Source organism: Pseudomonas violetae (assembly GCF_023072615.1).
Classification (GTDB): Bacteria; Pseudomonadota; Gammaproteobacteria; order Pseudomonadales; family Pseudomonadaceae; genus Aquipseudomonas; species Aquipseudomonas violetae.
In genome coordinates, this window is sequence record NZ_JAKNRW010000054.1 from 1 (window position 1) to 22233 (window position 22233).

General features: G+C 56.8%; 19 protein-coding genes and 3 pseudogenes. 9 read left to right on the forward strand and 13 right to left on the reverse strand.

What is annotated here, in order from left to right; genetic code table 11:
• Together L9059_RS28990 and L9059_RS28995 are read left to right on the forward strand one after the other, a co-directional pair.
• Positions 1–342: pseudogene (locus tag L9059_RS28990) on the forward strand (hypothetical protein); the annotation flags it as partial.
• A 2-nt stretch (positions 343–344) separates the two neighbouring features.
• Complete coding sequence (locus L9059_RS28995; RefSeq protein WP_247294444.1) at positions 345–698, forward strand: DUF1428 domain-containing protein; 354 nt, start codon at positions 345–347, stop codon at positions 696–698.
• 14 nt (positions 699–712) lie between these two features.
• Here L9059_RS28995 and L9059_RS29000 read toward each other — a convergent pair whose 3' ends face one another.
• Entirely contained in the window at positions 713–907 is a 195-nt protein-coding gene (locus L9059_RS29000; protein WP_247294446.1) for a hypothetical protein, read from the reverse strand.
• Positions 908–967: 60 nt separating this feature from the next.
• Between L9059_RS29000 and thpR the strand changes: the two genes are divergently transcribed.
• Entirely contained in the window at positions 968–1507 is a 540-nt protein-coding gene (thpR, locus tag L9059_RS29005; RefSeq protein ID WP_247294448.1) for an RNA 2',3'-cyclic phosphodiesterase, read from the forward strand.
• A gap of 289 nt (positions 1508–1796) precedes the next feature.
• Here the strand turns inward: thpR and L9059_RS29010 are convergent, their stop codons facing one another.
• The 5 genes from L9059_RS29010 to L9059_RS29030 all read right to left on the reverse strand — a co-directional run bounded on the left by L9059_RS29010 (position 1797) and on the right by L9059_RS29030 (position 7160).
• On the reverse strand, positions 1797–2894 hold the full coding sequence (locus L9059_RS29010) for a polyamine ABC transporter substrate-binding protein (protein WP_247294450.1): 1098 nt from the start codon (positions 2892–2894) through the stop codon (positions 1797–1799).
• A gap of 211 nt (positions 2895–3105) precedes the next feature.
• Positions 3106–3987, reverse strand: a complete 882-nt coding sequence (locus tag L9059_RS29015; protein ID WP_247294451.1) for an ABC transporter permease subunit — start codon at positions 3985–3987, stop codon at positions 3106–3108.
• A complete protein-coding gene (locus L9059_RS29020) occupies positions 3984–4865 on the reverse strand; it encodes an ABC transporter permease subunit (protein WP_247294479.1) in 882 nt (293 codons plus the stop codon). The genes L9059_RS29015 and L9059_RS29020 overlap by 4 nt, the downstream gene beginning before the upstream one ends.
• 29 nt (positions 4866–4894) lie before the next feature.
• The gene (locus L9059_RS29025; protein WP_247294453.1) at positions 4895–6037 is read right to left on the reverse strand and encodes an ABC transporter ATP-binding protein; all 1143 of its coding nucleotides are present in this window, start codon (positions 6035–6037) and stop codon (positions 4895–4897) included.
• Between the two features lie 361 nt (positions 6038–6398).
• Complete coding sequence (locus L9059_RS29030) at positions 6399–7160, reverse strand: gamma-glutamyl-gamma-aminobutyrate hydrolase family protein (RefSeq protein WP_247294456.1); 762 nt, start codon at positions 7158–7160, stop codon at positions 6399–6401.
• A gap of 280 nt (positions 7161–7440) precedes the next feature.
• Here L9059_RS29030 and L9059_RS29035 point away from each other — a divergent pair, with 280 nt between their 5' ends.
• From L9059_RS29035 to L9059_RS29050, 4 genes are all read left to right on the forward strand, one after another.
• On the forward strand, positions 7441–8817 hold the full coding sequence (locus L9059_RS29035) for a glutamine synthetase family protein (RefSeq protein WP_247294458.1): 1377 nt from the start codon (positions 7441–7443) through the stop codon (positions 8815–8817).
• Between the two features lie 207 nt (positions 8818–9024).
• Complete coding sequence (locus L9059_RS29040; RefSeq protein ID WP_247294460.1) at positions 9025–10515, forward strand: aldehyde dehydrogenase; 1491 nt, start codon at positions 9025–9027, stop codon at positions 10513–10515.
• A gap of 55 nt (positions 10516–10570) precedes the next feature.
• Positions 10571–11854, forward strand: a complete 1284-nt coding sequence (locus L9059_RS29045) for an NAD(P)/FAD-dependent oxidoreductase (RefSeq protein ID WP_247294462.1) — start codon at positions 10571–10573, stop codon at positions 11852–11854.
• A gap of 242 nt (positions 11855–12096) precedes the next feature.
• The gene (locus L9059_RS29050; protein ID WP_028623608.1) at positions 12097–12645 is read left to right on the forward strand and encodes a cupin domain-containing protein; all 549 of its coding nucleotides are present in this window, start codon (positions 12097–12099) and stop codon (positions 12643–12645) included.
• Positions 12646–13367: 722 nt separating this feature from the next.
• Here the strand turns inward: L9059_RS29050 and L9059_RS29055 are convergent.
• Positions 13368–14399, reverse strand: coding sequence for an IS110 family RNA-guided transposase (locus L9059_RS29055; RefSeq protein WP_247294464.1), 1032 nt, complete (start codon positions 14397–14399; stop codon positions 13368–13370).
• A gap of 59 nt (positions 14400–14458) precedes the next feature.
• Here L9059_RS29055 and tnpB point away from each other — a divergent pair, with 59 nt between their 5' ends.
• Together tnpB and tnpC are read left to right on the forward strand one after the other, a co-directional pair.
• The gene (tnpB, locus tag L9059_RS29060) at positions 14459–14803 is read left to right on the forward strand and encodes an IS66 family insertion sequence element accessory protein TnpB (RefSeq protein ID WP_247294465.1); all 345 of its coding nucleotides are present in this window, start codon (positions 14459–14461) and stop codon (positions 14801–14803) included.
• 18 nt (positions 14804–14821) lie between these two features.
• Positions 14822–16354, forward strand: coding sequence for an IS66 family transposase (tnpC, locus tag L9059_RS29065; RefSeq protein WP_247294467.1), 1533 nt, complete (start codon positions 14822–14824; stop codon positions 16352–16354).
• A 652-nt stretch (positions 16355–17006) separates the two neighbouring features.
• On the opposite strand, the gene L9059_RS29070 is transcribed toward tnpC, so the two are convergent.
• The 6 genes and pseudogenes from L9059_RS29070 to L9059_RS29095 form a co-directional block, all read right to left on the reverse strand.
• Entirely contained in the window at positions 17007–17894 is an 888-nt protein-coding gene (locus tag L9059_RS29070; protein ID WP_247294469.1) for a tetratricopeptide repeat protein, read from the reverse strand.
• Positions 17894–18139 (reverse strand): hypothetical protein, encoded by a 246-nt coding sequence (locus L9059_RS29075; RefSeq protein WP_247294472.1) that lies wholly within the window; start codon positions 18137–18139, stop codon positions 17894–17896. The genes L9059_RS29070 and L9059_RS29075 overlap by 1 nt, the downstream gene beginning before the upstream one ends.
• A gap of 102 nt (positions 18140–18241) precedes the next feature.
• A complete protein-coding gene (locus L9059_RS29080) occupies positions 18242–20659 on the reverse strand; it encodes an SH3 domain-containing protein (protein WP_247294475.1) in 2418 nt (805 codons plus the stop codon).
• 168 nt (positions 20660–20827) lie between these two features.
• Positions 20828–21085: pseudogene (locus tag L9059_RS29085) on the reverse strand (type VI secretion system contractile sheath large subunit); the annotation flags it as partial.
• Between the two features lie 44 nt (positions 21086–21129).
• Entirely contained in the window at positions 21130–21633 is a 504-nt protein-coding gene (gene tssB / locus L9059_RS29090; RefSeq protein ID WP_247294477.1) for a type VI secretion system contractile sheath small subunit, read from the reverse strand.
• A 470-nt stretch (positions 21634–22103) separates the two neighbouring features.
• Positions 22104–22233 (reverse strand): annotated as a pseudogene (locus L9059_RS29095) (IS5/IS1182 family transposase); the annotation flags it as partial.

Consider the following 22233-nt stretch of genomic DNA (forward strand, 5'->3'; position numbering starts at 1 on the left):
GCCAGTGCCGTGGCCGCTGCCGCGGGGAAGCTGGCGGGAGGCTTGATCACCGTGGGGGTGGCGGGCATCCGCGCAATCATCCGGGCGAACGACCGACCCGACAGTGAGGCGCTGATCCGCAGTAGCCTGGGTAACACGTTCGACAAGGCCTGGCAGAAGCTGGTGCAGAGCCCGACAACCGGGGTGATGGCCGGCACCTTGTACATGGCGGGGCTGGTGGAGGGAAACCTGACCGCAAGTGGCGAGCTGCCGTCGGTCGGTTCGCAGGGCTCAGCTGTCGACGGGAGCCCGACCGAATCGATTAACCAGCAGCTCGACCCTCTAACCCCGTCAGGAGAATGACCATGTCTTACGTTGATGGCTTGATCGCTGCAGTACCCACTGCCAATCGCGAAAAGTTCAAGAAGCACGCAGAGTCGGCCGCCGTCATCTTCAAGGAAAATGGTGCCTTGAGCGTTGTTGAATGTTGGGGCGATGACGTGCCCGACGGCAAGATTACGTCTTTCCCCATGGCGGTAAAACTCAAGGAGGACGAAACCGTGGTGTTTTCCTGGATCGTCTGGCCTGACAAGGCCACCCGCGATGCCGGGATGAATAAAATCATGTCCGATCCTCGCATGCGGCCGGACGTCAATCCGATGCCGTTCGATGGCCAGCGTATGGTTTTTGGCGGATTCAACATGATCGTGCAGGCCTGAGGCCTCGTGCAGGGTCACTCCGCAGACGGGGTGATCCTGCAGCTTTTGCGGTTGCGGATCTCGCTGTCCGTCGGTCGCTCTTTGATAAACTCAAAACGCGGTTCACCTTCGCTATAGTGAACCAGCCATCCCCAGTCCAGCTCGGACTCGTCCTGACCCGGCTGCGGTGGCATTGCCCACCAAGGTTCTTTGCTGATGATCTCGCGCATGACCCGCTCCCGTTGATGGGGTTGTCTGAACTATAACTTGCCTATCAGGAGCTGCCAGGCATGAGCGACGAAGCCCACGGGCCGACCAAGCGGCTATTTTTTGCATTGGATTGCGCACCGGCCCAGCGCAAGGTCATTACGCAATGGCGCAGCGCGCTGCAATTGAGGTCCGGGCGTCCGGTGCCAGCGGAAAACTTTCACCTGACGCTGCTGTTTCTCGGTTCGGTCGGCGCGGCGCATATTGCCGAGATTTGCACGGCGGCTGGCAAGGTTGCGGTGCCGGGTGAGCCGCTGCGGGTTGAACTTGATCGCCTGGATGTATGGCGTCGGGCCGGCGCGCTGGTGCTGGCGTCGGAGCAGGCACCTGCGCCGTTGCTGCGCCTGGTGTATGGGCTGGAGCAGGCGATGCTGCCGTTCGGGCTGGAGAATGCGCCGAAGGAGTTTCGCCCGCACCTGACGCTGATGCGCGATTACCGGGCGCAGGTGCCCGAGTCAGCGACGCCGCCGGAGTTTTTCCTGCGGGCTGATCGATTCGTTTTGTTTGAGTCCCACAAGGGTCGTTATCGGGCGCTGGCCGACTGGCCTTTCGGCGGCGCATAAAAAAAGCGCCCGAGGAGGGCGCCAAATTCACCTGAGCCGAGGGAGCCAGGTGAGGCCGTTCTTCATGAAAGAAATGCAGCGGTGGTAAGGCGCTGCCGGAACGGAAAACGTTTGCCGGATGCACCTGTAGGAGCGAGCTTGCTCCGGGCGGCGTTCCGACGATGAACTTGAGGGCGCGGCGGGGTATCAGGTTTCCCGCGTCATCGTTGACGACCATCGCGAGCGCGCTCGCTCCTACATCGCCCCGGCGCTGAAGCAGCCTGCGGCAGCTCCTACGCAAGCAGTCGTGCTATTTCCCGAGCTTCACCCGGGTCCAACCCCGCGTCATCACCCGCTGAACCCCGATCGGCATATCCGGAATTGCATACAAGGTCGCGATGACCGCCTGGGACGGATACGACCCCGGGTCATCCCGAATCGCCTCGTCCACCAACGGCGTCGCCGCCGAGTTGGCGTTGCTGTAGCCAATGTTGTTGGTGATCTCGGCGATGATGTCCGGGCGCATCAGGAAATTCATGAACAGGTAGGCGTTGTCGACGTTCGCCGCGTCCCGAGGGATCGCGACCATGTCGTAGAAACTGCCGGCGCCTTCTTTGGGAATGCTGTAGTCGACCTTCACCTTGTCGCCGGCCTCCTGGGCGCGGGCCTTGGCCTGCAACACGTCGCCGGAGTAACCGACCGCCACGCAGATGTTGCCGTTGGCCAGGTCGGAGATGTACTTGGAGGAGTGGAAGTACGCCACCGAAGGCCGAATCGTCATGAACAGCGCCTCGGCGTCGGCAATTTGTACCTTGTCCTGGGAGTTCACCGGATAACCCAGGTAGTGCAGGGCGGCGGGGAGCATTTCGGTCGGCGAATCGAGGAAACTGATGCCGCAGGTTTTAAGTTTTTGCGCATTTTCCGGTTTGAACAGCAGGTCCCAGGAATTGGTCGGGGCGTTGGCGCCGAGTACTTCCTTGACCTTTTCCGGGTTGAAGCCGATGCCGATCGAGCCCCACATGTACGGGAAGGCGTGCGCGTTATCCGGGTCGCTGGCGGAGGCGTTTTTCAACAGCACCGGGTTGAGGTTTTGCCAGTTCGGCAGCTTCGACTTGTCCAGCTTCTGATAAACCCCGGCCTTGATCTGCTTGGCCAGGAAACTGTTGGACGGCACGACGATGTCGTAGCCGGACTTGCCGGCGAGCAGCCGTGCTTCGAGGGTTTCGTTACTGTCGAATACATCGTAGGTCACGCGAATGCCGGTCTCGTCTTCGAACTTTTTCACCGTGTCCGGGGCGATGTAGTCCGACCAGTTGTACACGCGCAGTACCTTGTCATTGGCCTGGGCGCCGGTGGCGATCGCGCCGGATAAAGCCAGTGTCAGCAAAGTCCTGCCAAACATTTTCATCGGTACAACTCCATTTCTCTTTTTATTCAAAATCACAGGGCTAAATGCTGGATACAAAGGGGGTGGGCCAGACACAAAACCTATGGCGAGCAAGCTTGCTCCCGCTTGGCCGGGCGGGTGCTCCAGCACGCGCAACATGCCAGAATTCTGGGGTCGCTTTGCAACCCGGCGCGAGCAAGCTCGCTCGCCACAGGATGGTATTCACAGAGCACTACGCGGTCGCTTGTGCCGTTTGCTTGTTCGGTTGCCACGATTCGCTGGCTGTCTGGTCCATCGCTTCCTGGATCGCGCGTTTGCGAGTTGCTTCAGCACGGCGACTGAAATACCAGACCATAAATGTCACCATCGACACCGCCAGCAGAATCAGGCTGGCTACCGCGTTGATCTCCGGTTTCACCCCCAGACGCACCGCCGAGAACACTTCCATCGGCAGGGTGGTCGAACCTGGCCCGGAGACGAAGCTCGCCAGCACCAGGTCATCCAGCGACAGGGCAAACGACATCATCCCGCCGGCCGCCAGCGACGGCGCGATCATCGGAATGGTGATCAGGAAAAACACCTTGAACGGCTTCGCCCCCAGGTCCATGGCCGCTTCTTCGATCGACAGGTCCAGCTCCCGCAAGCGGGCGGAGACTACCACCGCGACATAAGCGGCACAGAAGGTGGTGTGGGCGATCCAGATGGTGACGATGCCACGCTCCATCGGCCAGCCGATCAACTGCGCCATGGCCACGAACAGTAGCAACAGCGACAGGCCGGTGATCACTTCCGGCATCACCAAAGGAGCGGTGACCAGGCCGCCGAACAGGGTGCGCCCCTTGAAACGGGTGACCCGAGTCAGCACAAATGCCGCCAGGGTCCCCAGCGCCACAGCGGCAATCGCGGTGTAGCAGGCAATTTCCAGCGAGCGCAGAACAGAGCCCATCAGTTGGGTATTATCCAGCAGGCCGACATACCACTTCACCGACCAGCCGCCCCATACCGTCACCAACTTCGAGGCGTTGAACGAGTAGATCACCAGGATCAGCATCGGCAGGTAGATAAACGACAGGCCGAAAATCAGCATGAACTTTGAAAATCCGAAGCGTTTCATCCCCGACCCTCCATCTCTTTGGCCTGGCTACGGTTGAACAACAGGATTGGCACAATCAGGATCAACAGCATCACCACCGCCAGGGCGGACGCCACCGGCCAGTCACGGTTGTTGAAGAATTCCTGCCACAGCACGCGGCCGATCATCAGGGTCTCGGGGCCGCCGAGCAGTTCCGGAATCACGAACTCGCCGACCACTGGAATGAACACCAGCATGCAGCCCGCAATGATGCCGTTCTTGGCCAGCGGCACGGTGATCTTCCAGAAGTTGTTGAAGTTGCTCGAGCCCAGGTCAGAGGCCGCTTCCAGCAGGCTGTTGTCATGTTTGACCAGGTTGGCGTACAGCGGCAGCACCATGAACGGCAGGTACGCGTACACCACGCCGATGTAGACAGCGGTGTTGGTGTTGAGGATCTCGATCGGGTGCGAGGTCAGGCCGGTCCACATCAGGAAAGCGTTGAGCAGCCCGTTGTTGCTGAGGATGCCCATCCACGCATACACGCGGATCAGGATCGCGGTCCAGGTCGGCATCATGATCAGCAGCAACAGGACGTTTTGCGTTTCCTTGCTCGCCTTGGTGATCGCGTAGGCCATCGGAAAACCGAGCACCAGACACATCAGGGTGCTCAGGAACGCCACCTTGAGCGAACCCAAGTAGGCCGAGATGTACAGCTCGTCCTGGGTCAGCAATGAGTAGTTGCCAAGGTTGAGCAGCAGCTGGAATTTCTGCTCGGCGAAGGTGTAGATCTCCGAATACGGCGGAATGGCCAGGGCCGCTTCCGAGAAGCTGATCTTCATCACCAGAAAGAACGGCAACATGAAGAACAGGCACAACCACAGGAACGGAATACCGATGACCAGTTTGCGCCCGCTGGGCACCAGTCTTAGAAATTGCTGATTGAAGGTTTTCATGAGCGCAGTACCACGCCGCTGTCGTCTTCCCACCACACGTAGACCTGATCGTCCCAGGTCGGGCGTGCGCCACGGCGTTCGGCGTTGGCCATGAATGACTGGACCACCTTGCCCCCAGGCAATTCGACGTAGAACACCGAGTGGCCGCCCAGGTAGGCGATGTCGTGAACCTTGCCTTTGGACCAGTTGTAGCGGAATTCCGGTTGGGTGGTGCTGACCAGCATTTTTTCCGGGCGGATAGCGTAGGTGATCGACTTGTCCTGCACCGAGGTGCTGACGCCGTGGCCGACGTAAATCTTCTGTTCAAGGTCCTTGCTGTGAATGATCGCGTGACCTTCGAGGTCCTCGACCACGGTCCCTTCGAAGGCGTTCACGTTGCCGATGAATTCGCAGACCATGCGGCTGACCGGTGCTTCGTAGATGTCGATCGGGCTGCCTATCTGGGCGATCCAGCCCAGGTGCATGATCGCGATGCGCTGAGCCATGGTCATGGCCTCTTCCTGGTCGTGGGTCACCATCACGCAGGTCACGCCAACCCGCTCGATGATCTCCACCAACTCCAGTTGCATCTGCGAGCGCAGCTTCTTATCCAGTGCGCCCATCGGTTCGTCGAGCAGCAACAGCTTTGGGCGCTTGGCCAGGGAGCGGGCCAGGGCCACACGCTGACGCTGGCCGCCGGAGAGCTGGTGGGGTTTGCGCTTGGCATACTGCGTCATGTGCACCAGGCGCAGCATTTCTTCAACGCGGGCGTCGATTTCGCTGGCGGACAAACGGTCCTGCTTGAGGCCAAAGGCAATGTTTTGCGCCACGGTCATGTGCGGGAACAGGGCGTACGACTGGAACATCATGTTGATCGGCCGTTCGTACGGCGGCATGTCGGTGATGTCGACTCCGTCGAGCAGGATTCGTCCTTCGGTCGGGCGCTCGAAGCCGGCGAGCATGCGCAGCAGAGTCGATTTGCCCGAGCCGGAACCGCCGAGCAGGGCGAAGATCTCGCCTTGATGGATCTCTAGCGAGACGTCATCGACGGCGGTGGTTTCGTCGAATTTCTTGGTGACGCGGTCGACTTTTACCAGCACCTTTTTCGGTGCCTGGTGACCTTCAAGAGCCTTCCTGTAAATGCTGGAGGCGTTTGCCATGTGAAACTCCCAACAGGTTTCAGTCGTCGGGCCAACGCGGCCTGACTTAAGAGTGAATTGCAAGCCTGGGCATACCGTGCCGGTTACTTGAAACGCGGTCCCCTGTGGGAGCGGGCTTGCTCGCGAAAGCGGTGTACCTGTGACGATGATGTCGACTGACACTGCACCTTCGCGAGCAAGCCCGCTCCTACATTGGTGTTGCGTTTGTTCCACTGGCATGGCCCGCCTGGGGCTTATTCGGCGCCGCCATCCTGGCTGCCTGGGTCGTACTTGTTGTTATCGCAGTGTGTTGTTTCGCCAGTCACGGATGCGCAAAGGCGCACCCGCAGACTCACGGGGGCAGTAAATAGTTGATTTCAAGTCAGCGGCGGTTACGCAGCGCAGCCCGTTGCCGGCACGCGTCGCCAAACGCCTGGAAAATACTCAAGTAGGGCGGATTCGCCAGCACCTGCCACTCCGGATGCCACTGCACCCCGAGCGCGAACGCCGGGCTGTCCTGCACCGAAATGGCTTCGATCAAACCGTCCGGCGCAAGCGCTTCGGCGCGCAGCCCCGGTGCCAGTCGATCAACGCCCTGGCTGTGAATCGAATTGACCATGAACTCGGCGGGCAACCCCAGCGCTTCGAATACGCCGCCCGGCTGAACCGTCACCGCATGGGCCGGGGCGTACTGCACGGCCAATTCGGGACTGTCCGTTTCGCGATGATCGAGCATGCCCGCCAGCTCATGGACCTTTTGGTGCAGGCTGCCGCCGAAGGCCACGTTCATTTCCTGGAAGCCACGGCAAATGCCCAGCACCGGAACGCCCGCTGCAATGGCCGCACGCAACAGGGGAAGGGTGGTGGCATCCCGTGCCGGATCGTGATCCGTGCCGGGGGCGCTGGCCGGGCCCTGATAGTGGAAGGGTTCCACATTCGATGGCGAGCCGGTCAGCAACAGGCCGTCGAGCTGCGCGAGCAGGTCCTCGATATCGATCAGTTCACCCAGGGAAGGAATGACCACGGGCAGCCCCAGCGCAGCGACGCTCACAGCACGCAAGTACTTGTCGCCGCTGATGTGGTAGGGGTGCAGGCCAATCTGTTTGACGCACGCAGTAACGCCGATCAATGGCTTGAATGCCATTTTTATCACCTCGAAGTTTCACACTTGAACGAGCTTTTCCGGAGCTTAGCCTTGTTGATTTTAATTAACAACTCTCATGTAAAAAATTCTAAACGCCGTGCGTCTGATCCCCGAGGCTTACTGCCTTTCTTAGGCTGATTTGGCACTCTCGTTCCCATAAAAGGCCAGAAAATAAAGCTTAAAAGGCTAAGTGTTCGCTATTGACTTCACTTTGCCTTTCGGATTGACTGAGCTCGCAACAAGATAGTGAACATAATAATTAACAGCTAATAGGTGCATCATGTCGGTCCCTCTGCGTACCGTTCAACTCAACGAAGCAAACGCATTCCTTAAGAAATATCCTGAGGTTTTGTACGTCGACCTTCTGATTGCGGATATGAACGGTGTGGTGCGCGGCAAGCGCATCGAGCGCACCAGTCTTCATAAGGTTTACGAAAAAGGCATCAACCTTCCGGCGTCACTCTTTGCCCTGGACATCAACGGCTCTACGGTGGAAAGCACCGGCCTGGGCCTGGACATCGGCGACTCTGACCGTATCTGCTTCCCCATCCCTGGCACCCTGAGCATTGAGCCGTGGCAGAAGCGCCCAACCGCGCAACTGTTGATGACCATGCACGAAATCGAAGGCCAGCCGTTCTTCGCTGACCCGCGGGAAGTACTGGCCAACGTGGTGCGCAAGTTCGACGACCTGGGCCTGACTATCTGCGCGGCGTTCGAACTCGAGTTCTACCTGATTGACCAGGACAACGTGAACGGCCGTCCGCAGTCGCCGCGCTCGCCGGTTTCGGGCAAGCGTCCGGTGTCGACCCAGGTGTACCTGATCGACGACCTGGACGAGTATGTCGACTGCCTGCAGGACATCCTCGAAGGTGCCAAGGAGCAGGGCATCCCTGCCGACGCCATCGTCAAGGAAAGCGCCCCGGCGCAGTTCGAAGTGAACCTGCATCACGTTTCCGACCCGATAAAGGCCTGCGACTACGCGGTGTTGCTCAAGCGTCTGGTGAAGAACATCGCCTACGACCACGAGATGGACACCACCTTCATGGCCAAGCCGTATCCGGGCCAGGCGGGCAATGGCCTGCACGTGCACATTTCGATTCTGGATAAAGAAGGCAACAACATTTTCGCCAGCGAGGATCCCGAGCAGAACGCCGCGCTGCGACACGCGATCGGCGGTGTGCTCGAGACCCTGCCGGCGCAGATGGCCTTCCTGTGCCCCAACGTCAACTCGTACCGCCGCTTCGGCGCGCAGTTCTACGTACCGAACTCGCCGAGCTGGGGCATCGACAACCGTACCGTGGCGGTGCGGGTGCCAACCGGTTCGGCGGACTCGGTGCGTATCGAGCACCGCGTTGCCGGTGCCGATGCCAACCCGTACCTGTTGATGGCGTCGGTCCTGGCCGGCATCCACCACGGCCTGACCAACGAAATCGAGCCGGGTGCACCGGTGGAAGGCAACAGCTACGAGCAGAACGAGCAGAGCCTGCCCAACAACCTGCGCGACGCCCTGCGCGAGCTGGACGACAGCGAAGTCATGGCGCGCTACATCGACCCGCTGTACATCGACGTGTTCGTGGCGTGCAAGGAAAGCGAGCTGGCCGAGTTCGAGAACTCCATCTCGGACCTTGAATACAACTGGTATTTGCACACCGTCTGATGGCGTTGGCGGCGTATACAAAATTTGTATACGCCGCCAAACCCGTGGGAGCTGGCTTGCCAGCGATTGCGGTGGTTCAGACACCACCAATGCTGACCTTGACGCCATTTCTGGCAAGCCAGCTCCCACAGGAATCGCATTTCAATTTTTTTGATTGGGCGAGCATCCGTCCGACGATCACTTAATTCTCTGCGTCGAGTCACCACCATGACAAACACCCGCAGCGATTGGGAGCAACGCTTCCAGTCCCTCACCATCGAAAGTCGCGCCTTCATCGACGGCCAATACCGCCCGGCACTCAGCGGTGACACATTCGAATGCATCAGCCCAGTCGACGGGCGCTTCCTGGCCAACGTCGCCAGCACCGACGAAGCTGACGCCGATGCTGCCGTGGCCGTTGCACGCCGCACCTTCGAATCCGGCATCTGGGCGCGGTTGGCGCCCGCAGAACGCAAGCGCATCTTGATCCGCTTCGCCGATCTCATCCTGGTGCACCAGGAAGAACTCGCCCTGCTCGAAACCCTCGACATGGGCAAGCCGATCAACGACTCGATGAACATCGACATCCCGGCGACCGCCAACGCGATCCGCTGGAGCGCCGAAGCCATCGACAAGCTCTACGACGAAGTCGCCGCCACCCCGCACGATCAACTCGGCCTTATTACCCGCGAACCGGCGGGCGTGGTCGCCGCTATCGTGCCGTGGAATTTCCCGCTGATCATGGCCAGCTGGAAATTTGCCCCGGCCCTCGCCGCCGGCAACTCGTTCATCCTCAAGCCGTCGGAAAAGTCGCCACTGACCGCCATTCGCATCGCGCAACTCGCGCTCGACGCCGGCATCCCCAACGGTGTGTTCAACGTACTGCCAGGCTTTGGTCATACCGTTGGCAAGGCCCTGGCGTTGCACATGGATGTCGATGTACTGGCGTTCACCGGCTCGACCGCAATTGCCAAGCAGCTGCTGATCTATTCCGGGCAAAGCAACATGAAACGCGTCTGGCTCGAAGCGGGGGGCAAGAGCCCCAATGTGGTGTTCGCGGACGCGCCGGATTTGCGCGCGGCAGCACAGGCGGCCGCTGGGGCGATCGCCTTCAACCAGGGCGAAGTCTGTACTGCCGGCTCGCGGTTGCTGGTGGAGCGCTCGATTCGCGAGCAGTTTATTCCCCTGCTGGTGGAAGCGCTGCAAGCCTGGAAGCCAGGGCACGCACTCGATCCAGAAACCACCGTCGGCGCCGTAGTCGATCAGCGTCAACTGGACAACGTGCTGCGCTACATCGAGGTAGGCAAGGACCAGGGCGCGCAGCTGATCGCGGGCGGCAGTCGCACCCTCCAAGACACCGGTGGCCTGTACGTCGAACCGGCGATTTTCGACGGCGTGACCAACGCCATGACTATCGCCCGGGAAGAAATCTTCGGCCCGGTGCTGTCGCTGATCACCTTCGACACCGCTGAAGAAGCCCTGGCCATCGCCAACGACAGCATCTTCGGCCTGGCGGCGGGCGTGTGGACCAGCAACCTGAGCAAGGCCCACACCTTCGCGCGCGGCCTGCGCGCTGGCAGCGTCTGGGTCAACCAGTACGACGGCGGCGACATGACCGCGCCGTTTGGCGGGTACAAGCAGTCGGGTAACGGTCGGGACAAATCGCTGCATGCGTTCGACAAGTACACCGAACTGAAAGCGACCTGGATCAAGCTCTAATACCTATAAAAAAGCGACGGTCGCCGGCACATGCCAGCGGCCATCGGAGAAACCTATGAAACAGACTCATGTAAACAGCTACTACGCCGCCACCCGCAACTTCACCGGCGATTTCCCGGTACTCGAGCAGGCCGTGGACTGCGACGTCTGCGTGATCGGCGCCGGCTACACCGGTTTGTCCTCGGCGCTATTCCTCTGCGAGGCGGGCTATAGCGTGACCGTGCTCGAAGCCGCCAAAGTCGGTTTCGGTGCCAGCGGTCGCAACGGCGGCCAACTGGTCAACTCCTACAGCCGCGACGTCGACGTCATCGAGGAACGCTACGGCGACAAAACCGCTGAAGTCCTCGGGAGCATGATCTTCGAAGGCGCCGACATCATCCGTCAGCGCATACAGCACTACGACATCCAGTGCGACTATAAGCCGGGCGGCATCTTCGCTGCGCTGAACAAGAAGCAGCTCAAAGGCCTGGCCGAGCAGAAAAGCAGCTGGGAACGCTACGGCAACAAAAACCTGAAAATGCTCGATGCAGCCGACATCAAGCGTGAAGTCGGTTGCGACAACTACGTTGGCGGCCTGCTCGACATGCAGGGCGGTCACATTCACCCGCTGAACCTGGCACTGGGCGAAGCCTCGGCGATCATCGGCCTGGGCGGGAACATCTACGAACAATCGGCGGCGGTGGAAATCACCTACGGCGAGCCGATCACCGTGCGCACGGCCAAAGGCGTGGTGCGCGCCAAGTACCTGCTGATCGCCGGCAACGCCTATTTGCCCCAGGGCCTCGACAATCGCGTGACCAGCAAAAGCATGCCGTGCGGCTCGCAAATCGTCGTCACCGAGCCGTTGTCCGAACAGGTGGCGCGCAGCCTGATCAAGAACAACTACTGCGTCGAAGACTGCAACTACCTGCTTGATTACTACCGCCTGACCGCCGACAACCGTCTGCTGTACGGTGGTGGCGTGGTCTACGGTGCCCGTGAGCCGGACGACATCGAACAGCTGATCAAGCCGAAAATCCTCAAGACCTTCCCGCAACTCAAGGACGTGAAGATCGACTACCGCTGGACCGGCAACTTCCTGCTGACCATGTCGCGCATGCCGCAATTCGGGCGCATCGAGAAAAACGCCTACTATATGCAGGGCTACAGCGGCCACGGCGTCACCTGCTCGCACCTGGCTGGCAAATTGATCTCGGAAATGATCCGCGGTGACGCTGAGCGCTTCGACGCCTTCGCCTCGCTGCCGCACATGCCGATGCTCGGCGGCCGCACCTTCCAGGCCCCGTTGACCGCCATGGGCGCCGCGTACTACGCGCTGCGTGATCGCTTCGGTATCTAAAGCAGGCGCCTCCCTGCAGGCGCGAGCTCGCTCGAGGTGGGCGTCAACGATAACGCGTGCTGTCTGCATGAACGTGTTGTCTGGACGTTCTTCGCGAGCAAGCTCGCTCCTACAGCAACCCCCCCAAACGTGATTTAATACCCGACTTTCAAATCTCCGGGACAGGGAAGCGGTACCTTCGCGGCCACAAGTCGCCCGCCATCCACCCCCATAACCCTTAAGTTTCCTCGCATAAGGCTGTCATGGACACGGGCTCACGACTCAAACTAGTACGCGAAAGCTACAAACTGTCCCAGCGCGAGCTGGCCCGGCGTAGCGGCGTCACCAATGCCACCATCTCCCTGATCGAACAGAATCGCGTCAGTCCATCCGTCAGTTCCTTGAAAAAACTGCTCGAGGGCATCCCCATGTCCCTGGCCGACTTCTTCACCTTCGACCAGCCGCCACGCGAGCACCAATACGTATTCCGCGCCAACGAACAGCCAGACCTCGGCCGTCACGGGCTGCGCTTGCTGCTGATCGGTGCTTCGGTGCCGAGTCGGCAGATGCGCCTGTTGCGCGAGCAGTACGCGCCTGGGGCGAGTTCGGGGGAAGAGCCGATTGTGCATTCGGAAGGCGAGGAGTGTGGGCTGGTGACGCGCGGCACGGTCGAGCTCACGGTCGATGGCCAGATCAGCGTGCTCAACGCGGGCGATGGCTATTACTTCCCGACGACGCTGCCGCACCGCTTTCGCAATATCGGCCAGGATGAAGCGGAAATTATCAGCGCCAATACCCCGGCGAACTTCTGATATTACGGCGCACGCCTGCCTGTAGCAGGCGCCTCCTACAGAGGTTTGTGCATGACAGCTGGAAACACCGAAGCCCCGAATCGTCGGGGCTTTTTTGGCTGTGGTGGCCTCGCTGGTGACTTGGGGGTGAAAGTCCTCTACACACCCGGCAAGGGGAAGTGTTAGCCAGAGGCAAGGGTGTCGCGGGTGACTGTGAATCTGAAGGAAGCCCGAGGCAAAATGCTGGCCTGACGAACAGGAAGCGGATAGAGGCGGCGTAGCGGGGTAAGGCGGCCCAAACCGTCAAAGCTCAATACTTGCACGGCACGCTATGACGTAAACATGTTGTCCATCGAGCGGACGACGGTGTTATAACGTAAGCGCTCCATAAACCCCACATTCAAAGCGCTGATCCGATCCCGGATGCTGTGCTCCCGATTCCCTCAGGAGCCAGTTCGCCATGATGCGACCCGATGCCAAAGTCGAAAATCTATGGTCACCCCCTTTTTTGCAATGCTGATCAGTGATGGTTAGTTGGCTTGCCTAAATCTATCCGGCGTCTGGTTGGAGCACGCTCCGCGCCACAATGAGAGTCGCGCCTGGCAATCCTTAAAAGTGTACCGGCTTCAAAAGCCGATTTTCGACACAGGTTGTTTGCCAGGCCGGTGGGCCGTTCACGTCATCGATTGTTCAGTCATCGCAAAACCTAGGTGGGTGATTCTTAGCACAGCACAACATCAGCTTCAGGCAGCTAAAGCCTCTGGCCCGGTTTCAAATTGCGTATGGTGAGCCGCTATCGCCCATGCGATTCGTGCCAGCTTGTTGGCCAAAGCGCAGGCCACGACGTTCGAGTGGCGACGACAGAGCATTGAGCGCACCCAATCGGCCAGAGCGCCGTGCTGATATTTCAGCCTAAGCATGTAAACCCTGGCGCACTGCACCAACAATCTTCTGAGGTTCTTATCGCCTCGTTTGCTGATTCCCAGCAGAGTCGCCTTGCCGCCCGTGCTGTGCTGCCGGGGCACCAGCCCTACGGACGCGGCGAAATCACGGCTACATCCGTATTGTTTGCCATCCCCCATTTCGGCAGCCAGCAAGCTGGCGGTGATCGGGCCGACACACGGTATGCTCAGCAAACGACTGCCAAGATCATCGTCGGCAAGTTGGCCGATAAGCTCTTTATCCATTTCCTTGATCTGCTCATCCAGATAACTGAAGTGCTTATGCAATCGCTGTAGCAACACCGTCAGTCGAATCGGCAGTTCATGCTCGCTCAGAATACTCGCCAAACGCTTCATCATTGTTGGGCCTTTCGGCAGGCTAATCCCGAATTCAAGCAGAAAGCCATGCATCTGATTGACCACTTTAGTGCGATCGTGCACCAGAGATTCTCGCATGCGATGCATCATTGAAAGCAGTTGCTGAACCTCTGTCTTGGGTGTGACGAAACGCATTGTCGGACGTGCGGCAGCCTCGCAGATCGCCTCAGCATCTACAAAGTCGTTCTTGTTGCTTTTGACAAATGGACGGACGAACTGCGGCGAAATCAGCTTGGCCTTATGCCCCATCGCCATCGCCATCAGCTCTCTAGCCACAAAATGCGAGCCAGCGCAAGCCTCCATACCTACGGTGCATGCAGGGAGATTGCCGAAAAACTTCATCATCTGCTGGCGAGAGAGTTTCTTGTGAAACAGCTCTCGCCCTGGCTTGTCCTGACCGTGCAGGTGGAATGTATTTTTGCCGAGATCGATACCGACCAATGCTAACTCGCTCATGATTAAGGTCTCCGAAATAAAACACCCTGTGAAAGCGTAGCCCTCACAAGGTGCCGGGGGTGACCATCTCATTAGTGTATCTGTACCCCAAGCCCGTCGACTTCCGAAAATCTATCGACGGCCTGGCGGCGCTGGTCGAGTTGGATATAAAGGTGGCGGTCTTCGACCCCGTACTTTTCGTTTTCCTCAACAAGTCGCGCAACCGGGTGAAGATTTTGTACTGGGAGCGCAACGGCTTCTGCCTTTGGCTCAAGCGCCTCGAGTCCGAACGATTCAAAACATCGCCGGACGCCACCGACGAGGCTATCGTTCTGACCGTCCAGGAACTCAACTGGATGCTCGATGGCTTTGACCTCTGGCGCAACCGTCCTCATCAAGTTTTGACGCCGCGATTCGTAGCCTGATTCGGTATAATCCAGGGCATGAATTCCTTGCCCGAAAATCTTCCAGATGATCCCGTTCTGCTCAAGCAAATGCTTGGGAAGATGCTCGACGAACGTCAGTTGGATAAGGGCAAAATTGTTCGCCTAGAAGAACAGAATGCGCTCTTGCTTCAGCGTCTGTTCGGACGTAAGTCCGAGCAAACAGCTGATGCGGCAACGCCGCAACTGGCCCTCTTCAATGAAGTGGAAAGTGTCGTCGAGCCTGAGGACGATACCTCAGATGAAGAGGTCGTTGCCCCGACCAAGCGCCGCGGTAAACGCAAGCCACTGCCCGCCGATCTGCCGCGTATCGAGATCATCCACGAACTTCCCGAACATGAACTGACGTGCGTCTGCGGCTGCCGCAAACACACTATTGGCGAAGAAGTCAGCGAGCAGCTTGAAATCGTGCCGATGCAGATCCGTGTGATCAGACACGTTCGCAAAGTTTACGGTTGCCGCGACTGCGAGATGGCGCCGGTCACTGCTGACAAGCCGGCTCAACTGATTGAAAAAAGCATGGCCAGCCCGAGTGTTCTGGCGATGTTGCTGACCACTAAGTACGTCGACGGACTACCGCTTCACCGCTTCGAAAAAGTCTTGAGCCGCCATGGCGTCGATATCCCACGCCAGACATTGGCACGCTGGGTTATCCAGTGCGGTGAACACTTCCAGCCGCTGCTGAATTTAATGCGCGATAGCCTGTTGGGCAGCCGTGTTGTCCACTGCGATGAAACGCGCGTGCAGGTGTTGAAAGAGCCTGACCGAGACCCAGGCAACCAGTCTTGGATGTGGGTGCAAACCGGCGGCCCGCCAGATAAACCAGTGATCCTTTTTGACTATTCCACCAGCCGTGCGCAGGAGGTACCGACGCGCCTGCTCGAAGGTTATCGCGGCTATCTGATGACCGATGATTACGCCGGTTACAACGCGCTGGGCGCGCAAGCCGGGGTCGAGCGTCTAGGGTGTTGGGCGCATGCTCGTCGCAAGTTCGTGGAAGCACAAAAAGTGCAGCCTAAAGGCAAGACAGGACGTGCCGACATCGCGCTGAACTTGATCAACAAACTGTATGGCGTAGAGCGTGATCTAAAGGATACGTGTGACGACGATCGTAAAACCGGCCGTCATGATCGGAGTCTGCCAGTACTGGCTCAGTTAAAAAGCTGGATGGAAAAGACGCAGCCACAAGTTACGTCACAGAACGCCTTGGGCAAGGCCATCGGCTATCTGGCAAGTAACTGGAACAAACTGGAGCGGTATGTCGAGGAAGGCTATCTGCCAATCGACAACAACGCTGCCGAGCGCGCGATCAGGCCCTTCGTCATCGGAAGAAAGAACTGGTTGTTTAGCGACACACCCAAAGGCGCGACCGCCAGTGCTCAACTTTACAGCTTGGTCGAGACTGCCAAAGCCAACGGCCAAGAGCCCTATGCGTGGCTGCGCCACGCATTAGAACGGCTACCACTGGCGACCTCGGTTGGAGATTACGAAGCGCTGTTGCCGTGGAACTGCTCGCCGGTATCGCCCAGCTAAGCGCTCTACCCATCTTGTAGTCGGTGGGGTTTATGGAGCGCTTACGATAGAACAGTGCCACCGCCGGTTGTTTTGTCGCCAATACGAATGATGTTTCTCATGCCTTATCCCTACTCAAAAAACAATCCAGTTACTTGCCCGCCCGGGGGCTTTGTTCACTCAATACTTCCAAAGGCGGAGCCATCATCGATAGTTTTCCTAAACTGCATCGAACTGCTCACCGGTTTACCTTACCGAATCACGTCAAAGGCTGTGAAACCCGATAAATCGATGCCACAGTCGCTATCCTTACCGTCAATACGGAGAGCCCAACTCATAGAGAGCTAATCACCTTGTTGAAAAAGCTATCGAGTTGCATTTCGCCCACATCGCGACAAGTTCTGTCTTCGCCGCATAGGAGACCTTACATCTGCCTACCATTGAATACCCCACTGCAACCTGACTATCTTTCAGCAAGTACATCTTGTTTGATTCCTGTACGACCACCTCCGCGCCACCACCACATGTAAATGTTTTTTTGATCGCACCATAATTAAAAAGCACGACTTAACAGTTTGAAATATGGGAGAGCGGACCGTACTGCCTACAGGCGCCCTATCCTTGTAAGGGTATATGAGAGAAACAAAGTAAACTCTCGACCAGCATACGACTACTAGTTAGAAGCACTACGATCAAGCGCACTTGCCGGAATTAATTTTTCCTTCCCATGCTTCTTCATAAGCCCAATATACTCTTTATAGTACGCCTTCGATTTTTCCTTATCAGATGCCCATAACACATCTGCAATATTCAGCTTGAGAACCACTCTATCTGGATCAATCTTTTCTACCTTACTTAAAACCTCGTACGCCAAGCTTTTTTCACCAGACAGACCTAAAGCATAGCCAAAATCATTGTAGGCAACGATGGTAGACTTGCTGATCGGGAAAACCAGAGAGAGCTGTCGAATGCGCTCCGCACTCAGATAGCTTTTAATTGCATCATAATCCCCGTTTTTCAAGCGAGTTAAAACAATACCATGTGCTAGAATGAGAGAGTCTGTCGACATTCCAGCTTCGAGCTCTAGTATTTTCTCGCTAGCAATTATACGTTGGACGTACCAAGCATAACTGCTACCACCACCCTCTAAGCTTCCTTCATAACCGGATAGAGCCTGGGATAGCGGTTTATTCTTGACTATCGAGGCCAAATTCTTGCCAGCATAAACAAAAGTTTCATATTGGATGCCATTAAGGCCAACTCCAGAGTGTTGAACGGGCCAAGCACATATAAATAAAAAGTACTTATTTTTTCCTTTGACCGTATAGGCATCACTTAGCTCAGCGTCTCCTCCTTCGGGCTCACATATATCGGGAATTCTATACTGCTCTCCACTTTCATTTTTAAGACCACCTTTTAAAGTCTGGCCAAACTCATCATCAACCGATACAAACTCCGCCCTATCCATTCCATTAAAAGCAGGATTCAAATAGTAAATTCTACTTTCCGCACAAACATACGCTGAGCAGCCAAACAATATAATCAGAGCAATCTGCTTCATCAGTTATTTAGCTCCGCTTCGATCATATTGCGTAGATCATTAAAGAGAGAGACGCGCTCGGCCAAACCAATGGTGCCACCATTTACCTTTATCGAAATATCAGCGACGTGTTGAGAAATATTATTTTCTGTTTTAGCAGCATACGAACGCGCTATTAGGCCATTCATTCCGTTCATGTCCCACCAGACAAAAGCCGACTCCACCCCATACTTTAAATCACCAACTATTAAGTCTGGATCAGCCACAAAATCTCTAGGATCAGAAGGGTCCTTTTGATTATGTATTCTAGAGTACTCCCGATAATTATTTTTTCCAGTCAGCTGTATAATCCCTCGTCCACGATATTTTTACCCCTCTTGGCTCGCCTCATCTCCATTACCATTCCTATTGGCATAAACATAACTTCCCAAGCTAACGGCATTATGTGCATACACACCGGGCTCACTCCAGAGTTTAGGGCGAAGCCTTGGCAAGGCAATGCATTCGTCAGTCGAACTGTTATAGCCACTTTGGTTATTTCTACAGCCAAAAATCTGCCTCATACGAACCGCTGTATAGCGAAGATTTTCCTCCCTAACTTTGAACCCACTCTCATGACCAACTTGTGCTAGAAGGTGAGCAACTCTAATAGGAGTATTAATCTCATACAGCCTTGCATATTTATTCAAAAAAGGCAGGATTGTTTCGCAATAGGCGTCCGTAAGACTTGGCTTTGCCTTCTTCAGCATAGCAAGTGTTATTAGCTGACGCTCAGAGCTCCGGGCAAACAAACCGGACATTCCCACCGGGTGAATGTGATACACCTGCCCATGCGCCGGTAGCCCAACCTTCGTCGCCACCTCATCCCACCAACTCATCTGCTTGATCCGCTCTTTCTCCGCCAACCAGTTCAGGTGTGGGGTCGAGCCGCTATGGCCAAGCACTTCGTCCAGCGCGTCCCACTTCTGCGGTTTGTAGTGCCACTCGCTTTCGTAGTGGATGATCAACTGCGACAACGATTGCGCGTGTGCTGGCAGGTTAATCGCTGCTTGCAGCTCTTCAGCGGTCATTTTGCCATCACGGTCACGGTCAATGATGTCGTACAGACGACTCTTCATCGGTCCTTTGTCCGACGCATCGGCCAAGGCGCCATGACGTTCGAGCTGGTCCTCACTAAAGCGGTTAGCGGCCCGAAGAAAGGAGGCCAAAGCTTGCCGAGGGGTGTCGTAGTTGAAGATCGTATCGTAGCCCTCCCACGACCACGGATTGACCCAAGGAGTGGGAGTGACTCCCACTTCTTCACGCACCCAGCCGTCGAGCAACGTGTTGTTGGCGTCGTGGAGCAATCCCTCAAGACGGTACCAGTTGCAGGCTTTGCGTTCAGCCGTCGCAGGGATCACGATTTTTTTCTCGGCAGGCAGACCATCGAGCAGGCTTTTAGGGACCAATAGATCGGCATCGCTGGGTGTGCTGGCTTCGCTCAGAGTGGGCGGTTGTGTGGCGCTGAAACTAACTTGGTGGGTCACCACTGTGGTGCCCTTGGCTAGCTTTAACCAGGTTTTGTCTGTGGCAGGCATTAGGTCCGCCCAGTCCCGACTGTCCTTGATGAACGTTTCCACGTTATCGCCGCTGAACACTTCCAGGTGCAGTTTTTCTTCTGGGCGCTCTGCACCGCTGTCTTGATACAGGCCGATGTGACCGATCAAATCAGCGGCCTTGATGGCTATGGGCTGGTCGAGGACCACGATGCGGTCAGCAATCGGTTCACGCGCGCCCTCCAGTGATTTGAAATGAACGTACTGGTTCACCCGCTCCAGCTTTCGAAACTCGCCCTCACCGCTAATTGTCACTTCAGTGCCATTTGGCAGCGTCGTAATAATGGTACTGCTAGCGCTCGCCTCAGCGCGGACGTTGAGTGAGGGATTACCCTTGACCTGATACTCGCCCTCGGCGATGGGTTCCAAGAAGTTAATGGAAAGGTAGCCGAGCAGTGAGCCATCAGCACTTTTCAGAACGTCTGGCCCGGTGGTGTTTTCCAGCTTGCGGTAATCACCCTCACCGCTGACGGTCACCTCCGCGCCCCGTGGCAGGAGAGCAAGCACCTTACCCCGCTGTGCCTGGTTACGCACATTCAAGCCCTGCTGCCCAGGATGGCCTGGGACTACGTCTTTCACTGTCGCCTTGACCCGACGAGTCTGCCCCTCGGGCCAGAACGCCGGGCGGGCGATGGCAGGGTCACTCTGGTAGTCAGCCCAGTCCTGCAGGTGCATGTACAGACTGTAGAAGGTCAGGCTGGGCGGTATGTCCGTACTGCCCTCGATCTTCGGGGCTTCGAGGCGATGGCGTACCAGCACAAAATTGCGTGAGAAGGGTTTTTGCACGGTCAGTGTATTGACGAAGTAGGCCGTGGTCGGCGAGTGCTTGTCGATGCGGTAAGCCACCACTTCACCATCGGCCAGACAATGCACGCTGGATTGTTCCTGGGTACCAGCGGTGCCGCTGTCAAAATGCACGCCGCCGTGCCACAAGCCATTACGTCCCAACGGGTAGTAACCCGACGCCGCCTTAGCCAATTGAGTCAATTGCAGCAGTGGGGGATTTTTGTCCTTGAAGGGATGGCTCCAGTTCTTCAGCGGTTGCAGCTTGGCAGTGCTGGCGGGTACCGGCGCCTGAGGCTGAGCAGGAGGAGTCTCCGGCGTCCGCAAAACCGATGAATCTGACACATAAGTCGGTGCCTTCCGATCACTACTGAAAAGATCAAAAAACTGAGAGAACAAGCTGGCCATGGTGTACTTCACTCCTGGTTCTGCAAAGGGATCAGCCAGAGAAATCCATAAGCCCCTGGGACTTGGATTGATGCTCGGTCAATTGAGGTGGCTGTGGCATATCCAGTACTTGCTGAGCGGGGCCCAGGTAGTCGAAGTGCGCCGACTTGATGTTGTAGTCCCCTCGGGCAGGGTTTTATCCAGGCGCTCGACTTTTTGCGACGACTGTTTGAGCAGGCTCAAAAACACACTGACGGCCGCAGTGACGCGTTCATCCGCAGACGTCTCGGACAAGGCCTCGACGTCTTGAAACGCTTCAACGCCGCTCAACTGTGCCACCGGGCTGAGGTTGATCTTGGCGAACAAGGCGCCATAGACACCTTGGCTGCTGTCTGCGTCGCGGGTTTTAGTCAGCTGCGAGGGGGCGGATGATTGTTCTGCGGACATGATGAAAAACTTCCTTATTAACGAACCTGGGCAATAAACGGCAATTAACGTGCTTCTGGTGGCGCCAGAGCGGCCAGTTCGGCGCGTAGCTCATCACTCAGCGCGTCATCCTTGAGGATGCGTTCCAGCTCATGGCGAAAGGTGGCGTTATCCAACAGGTTGGATTTGAGGTCACGCAACAGGTTGCGCATCGCCAGCAGGGCTCGCAGCTGCGGAATTTGCCGCGCCACCTGTTCAGGTTCAAAATCTTTCATGCTCTGGAAGTTCAATGCGACAGGGGTGTCGCTCTTGTCATCAACCAGGGTATTTTCCACGGCCAACTTCAGGCTGGGAGAGAACTCAGCCAACACACTGTCGAAGTTGTTTTTATTAATGCCGACTTTACTTCTTTCAGACAACGGGCGCTGTTCTTGACCGTTACTGTAATCGCCCATCACCATCAACTTAAGGGGCAATTCAATTTTCTTCTGGGCGCCGCCGGTGTGCAAGTCGAGTTTGATATTGACCCGCGCTTTAGGCACTTCGTTTTGAAAACTGTTTGAAGCCATAAGTCCTCCAGACACACTCCTACGCAACGGAAAATTCCGTCACGAAAACCAGGCAGTCAAAGCAAAAGTAATACTTAGCGTACTGCATGGTAGGAAATTCCATGATGGGGGAAGTTTAGTCAGCTAGCGAGATCAAAAACAACCAATAAATAATCAAACGCCATGAACAATTATGAAATTTTATGAATTTCATTTTTGTATGTAGGAGTTTTCCGAAAGACTATGAGATTTGTCTGAAACTGATCTACTTAGTAGTGATGCACCGTGCTCAAAACGCTTACAGTCGGGCAGGGCCAGCCCCGCAAGCCGCCGAATATAGAGCCTAAGGAAGGTCTGAAGTAAGCAGCCGTTTTTAACGGCCTCGCTGTCTGAGGTTCAAAAAACACCGACTTAATCGAAAACCAGATCTTTCCTCCTGTCAGTTCACTATTTTTTGCGGAAGAGCACTTTTTCAGGGCTCATTGTCCACATCACAGGCGCACCTCGCCTGCATTCAATAGTCGTTTTCGTATCATCCAAAGGTTCGATAAGGCAAACAGTGTGGTCTGCTGCGCGGTGTTTTTCACCAAGCCTCGGAAGCGGACTTTCGTATAACCAAAC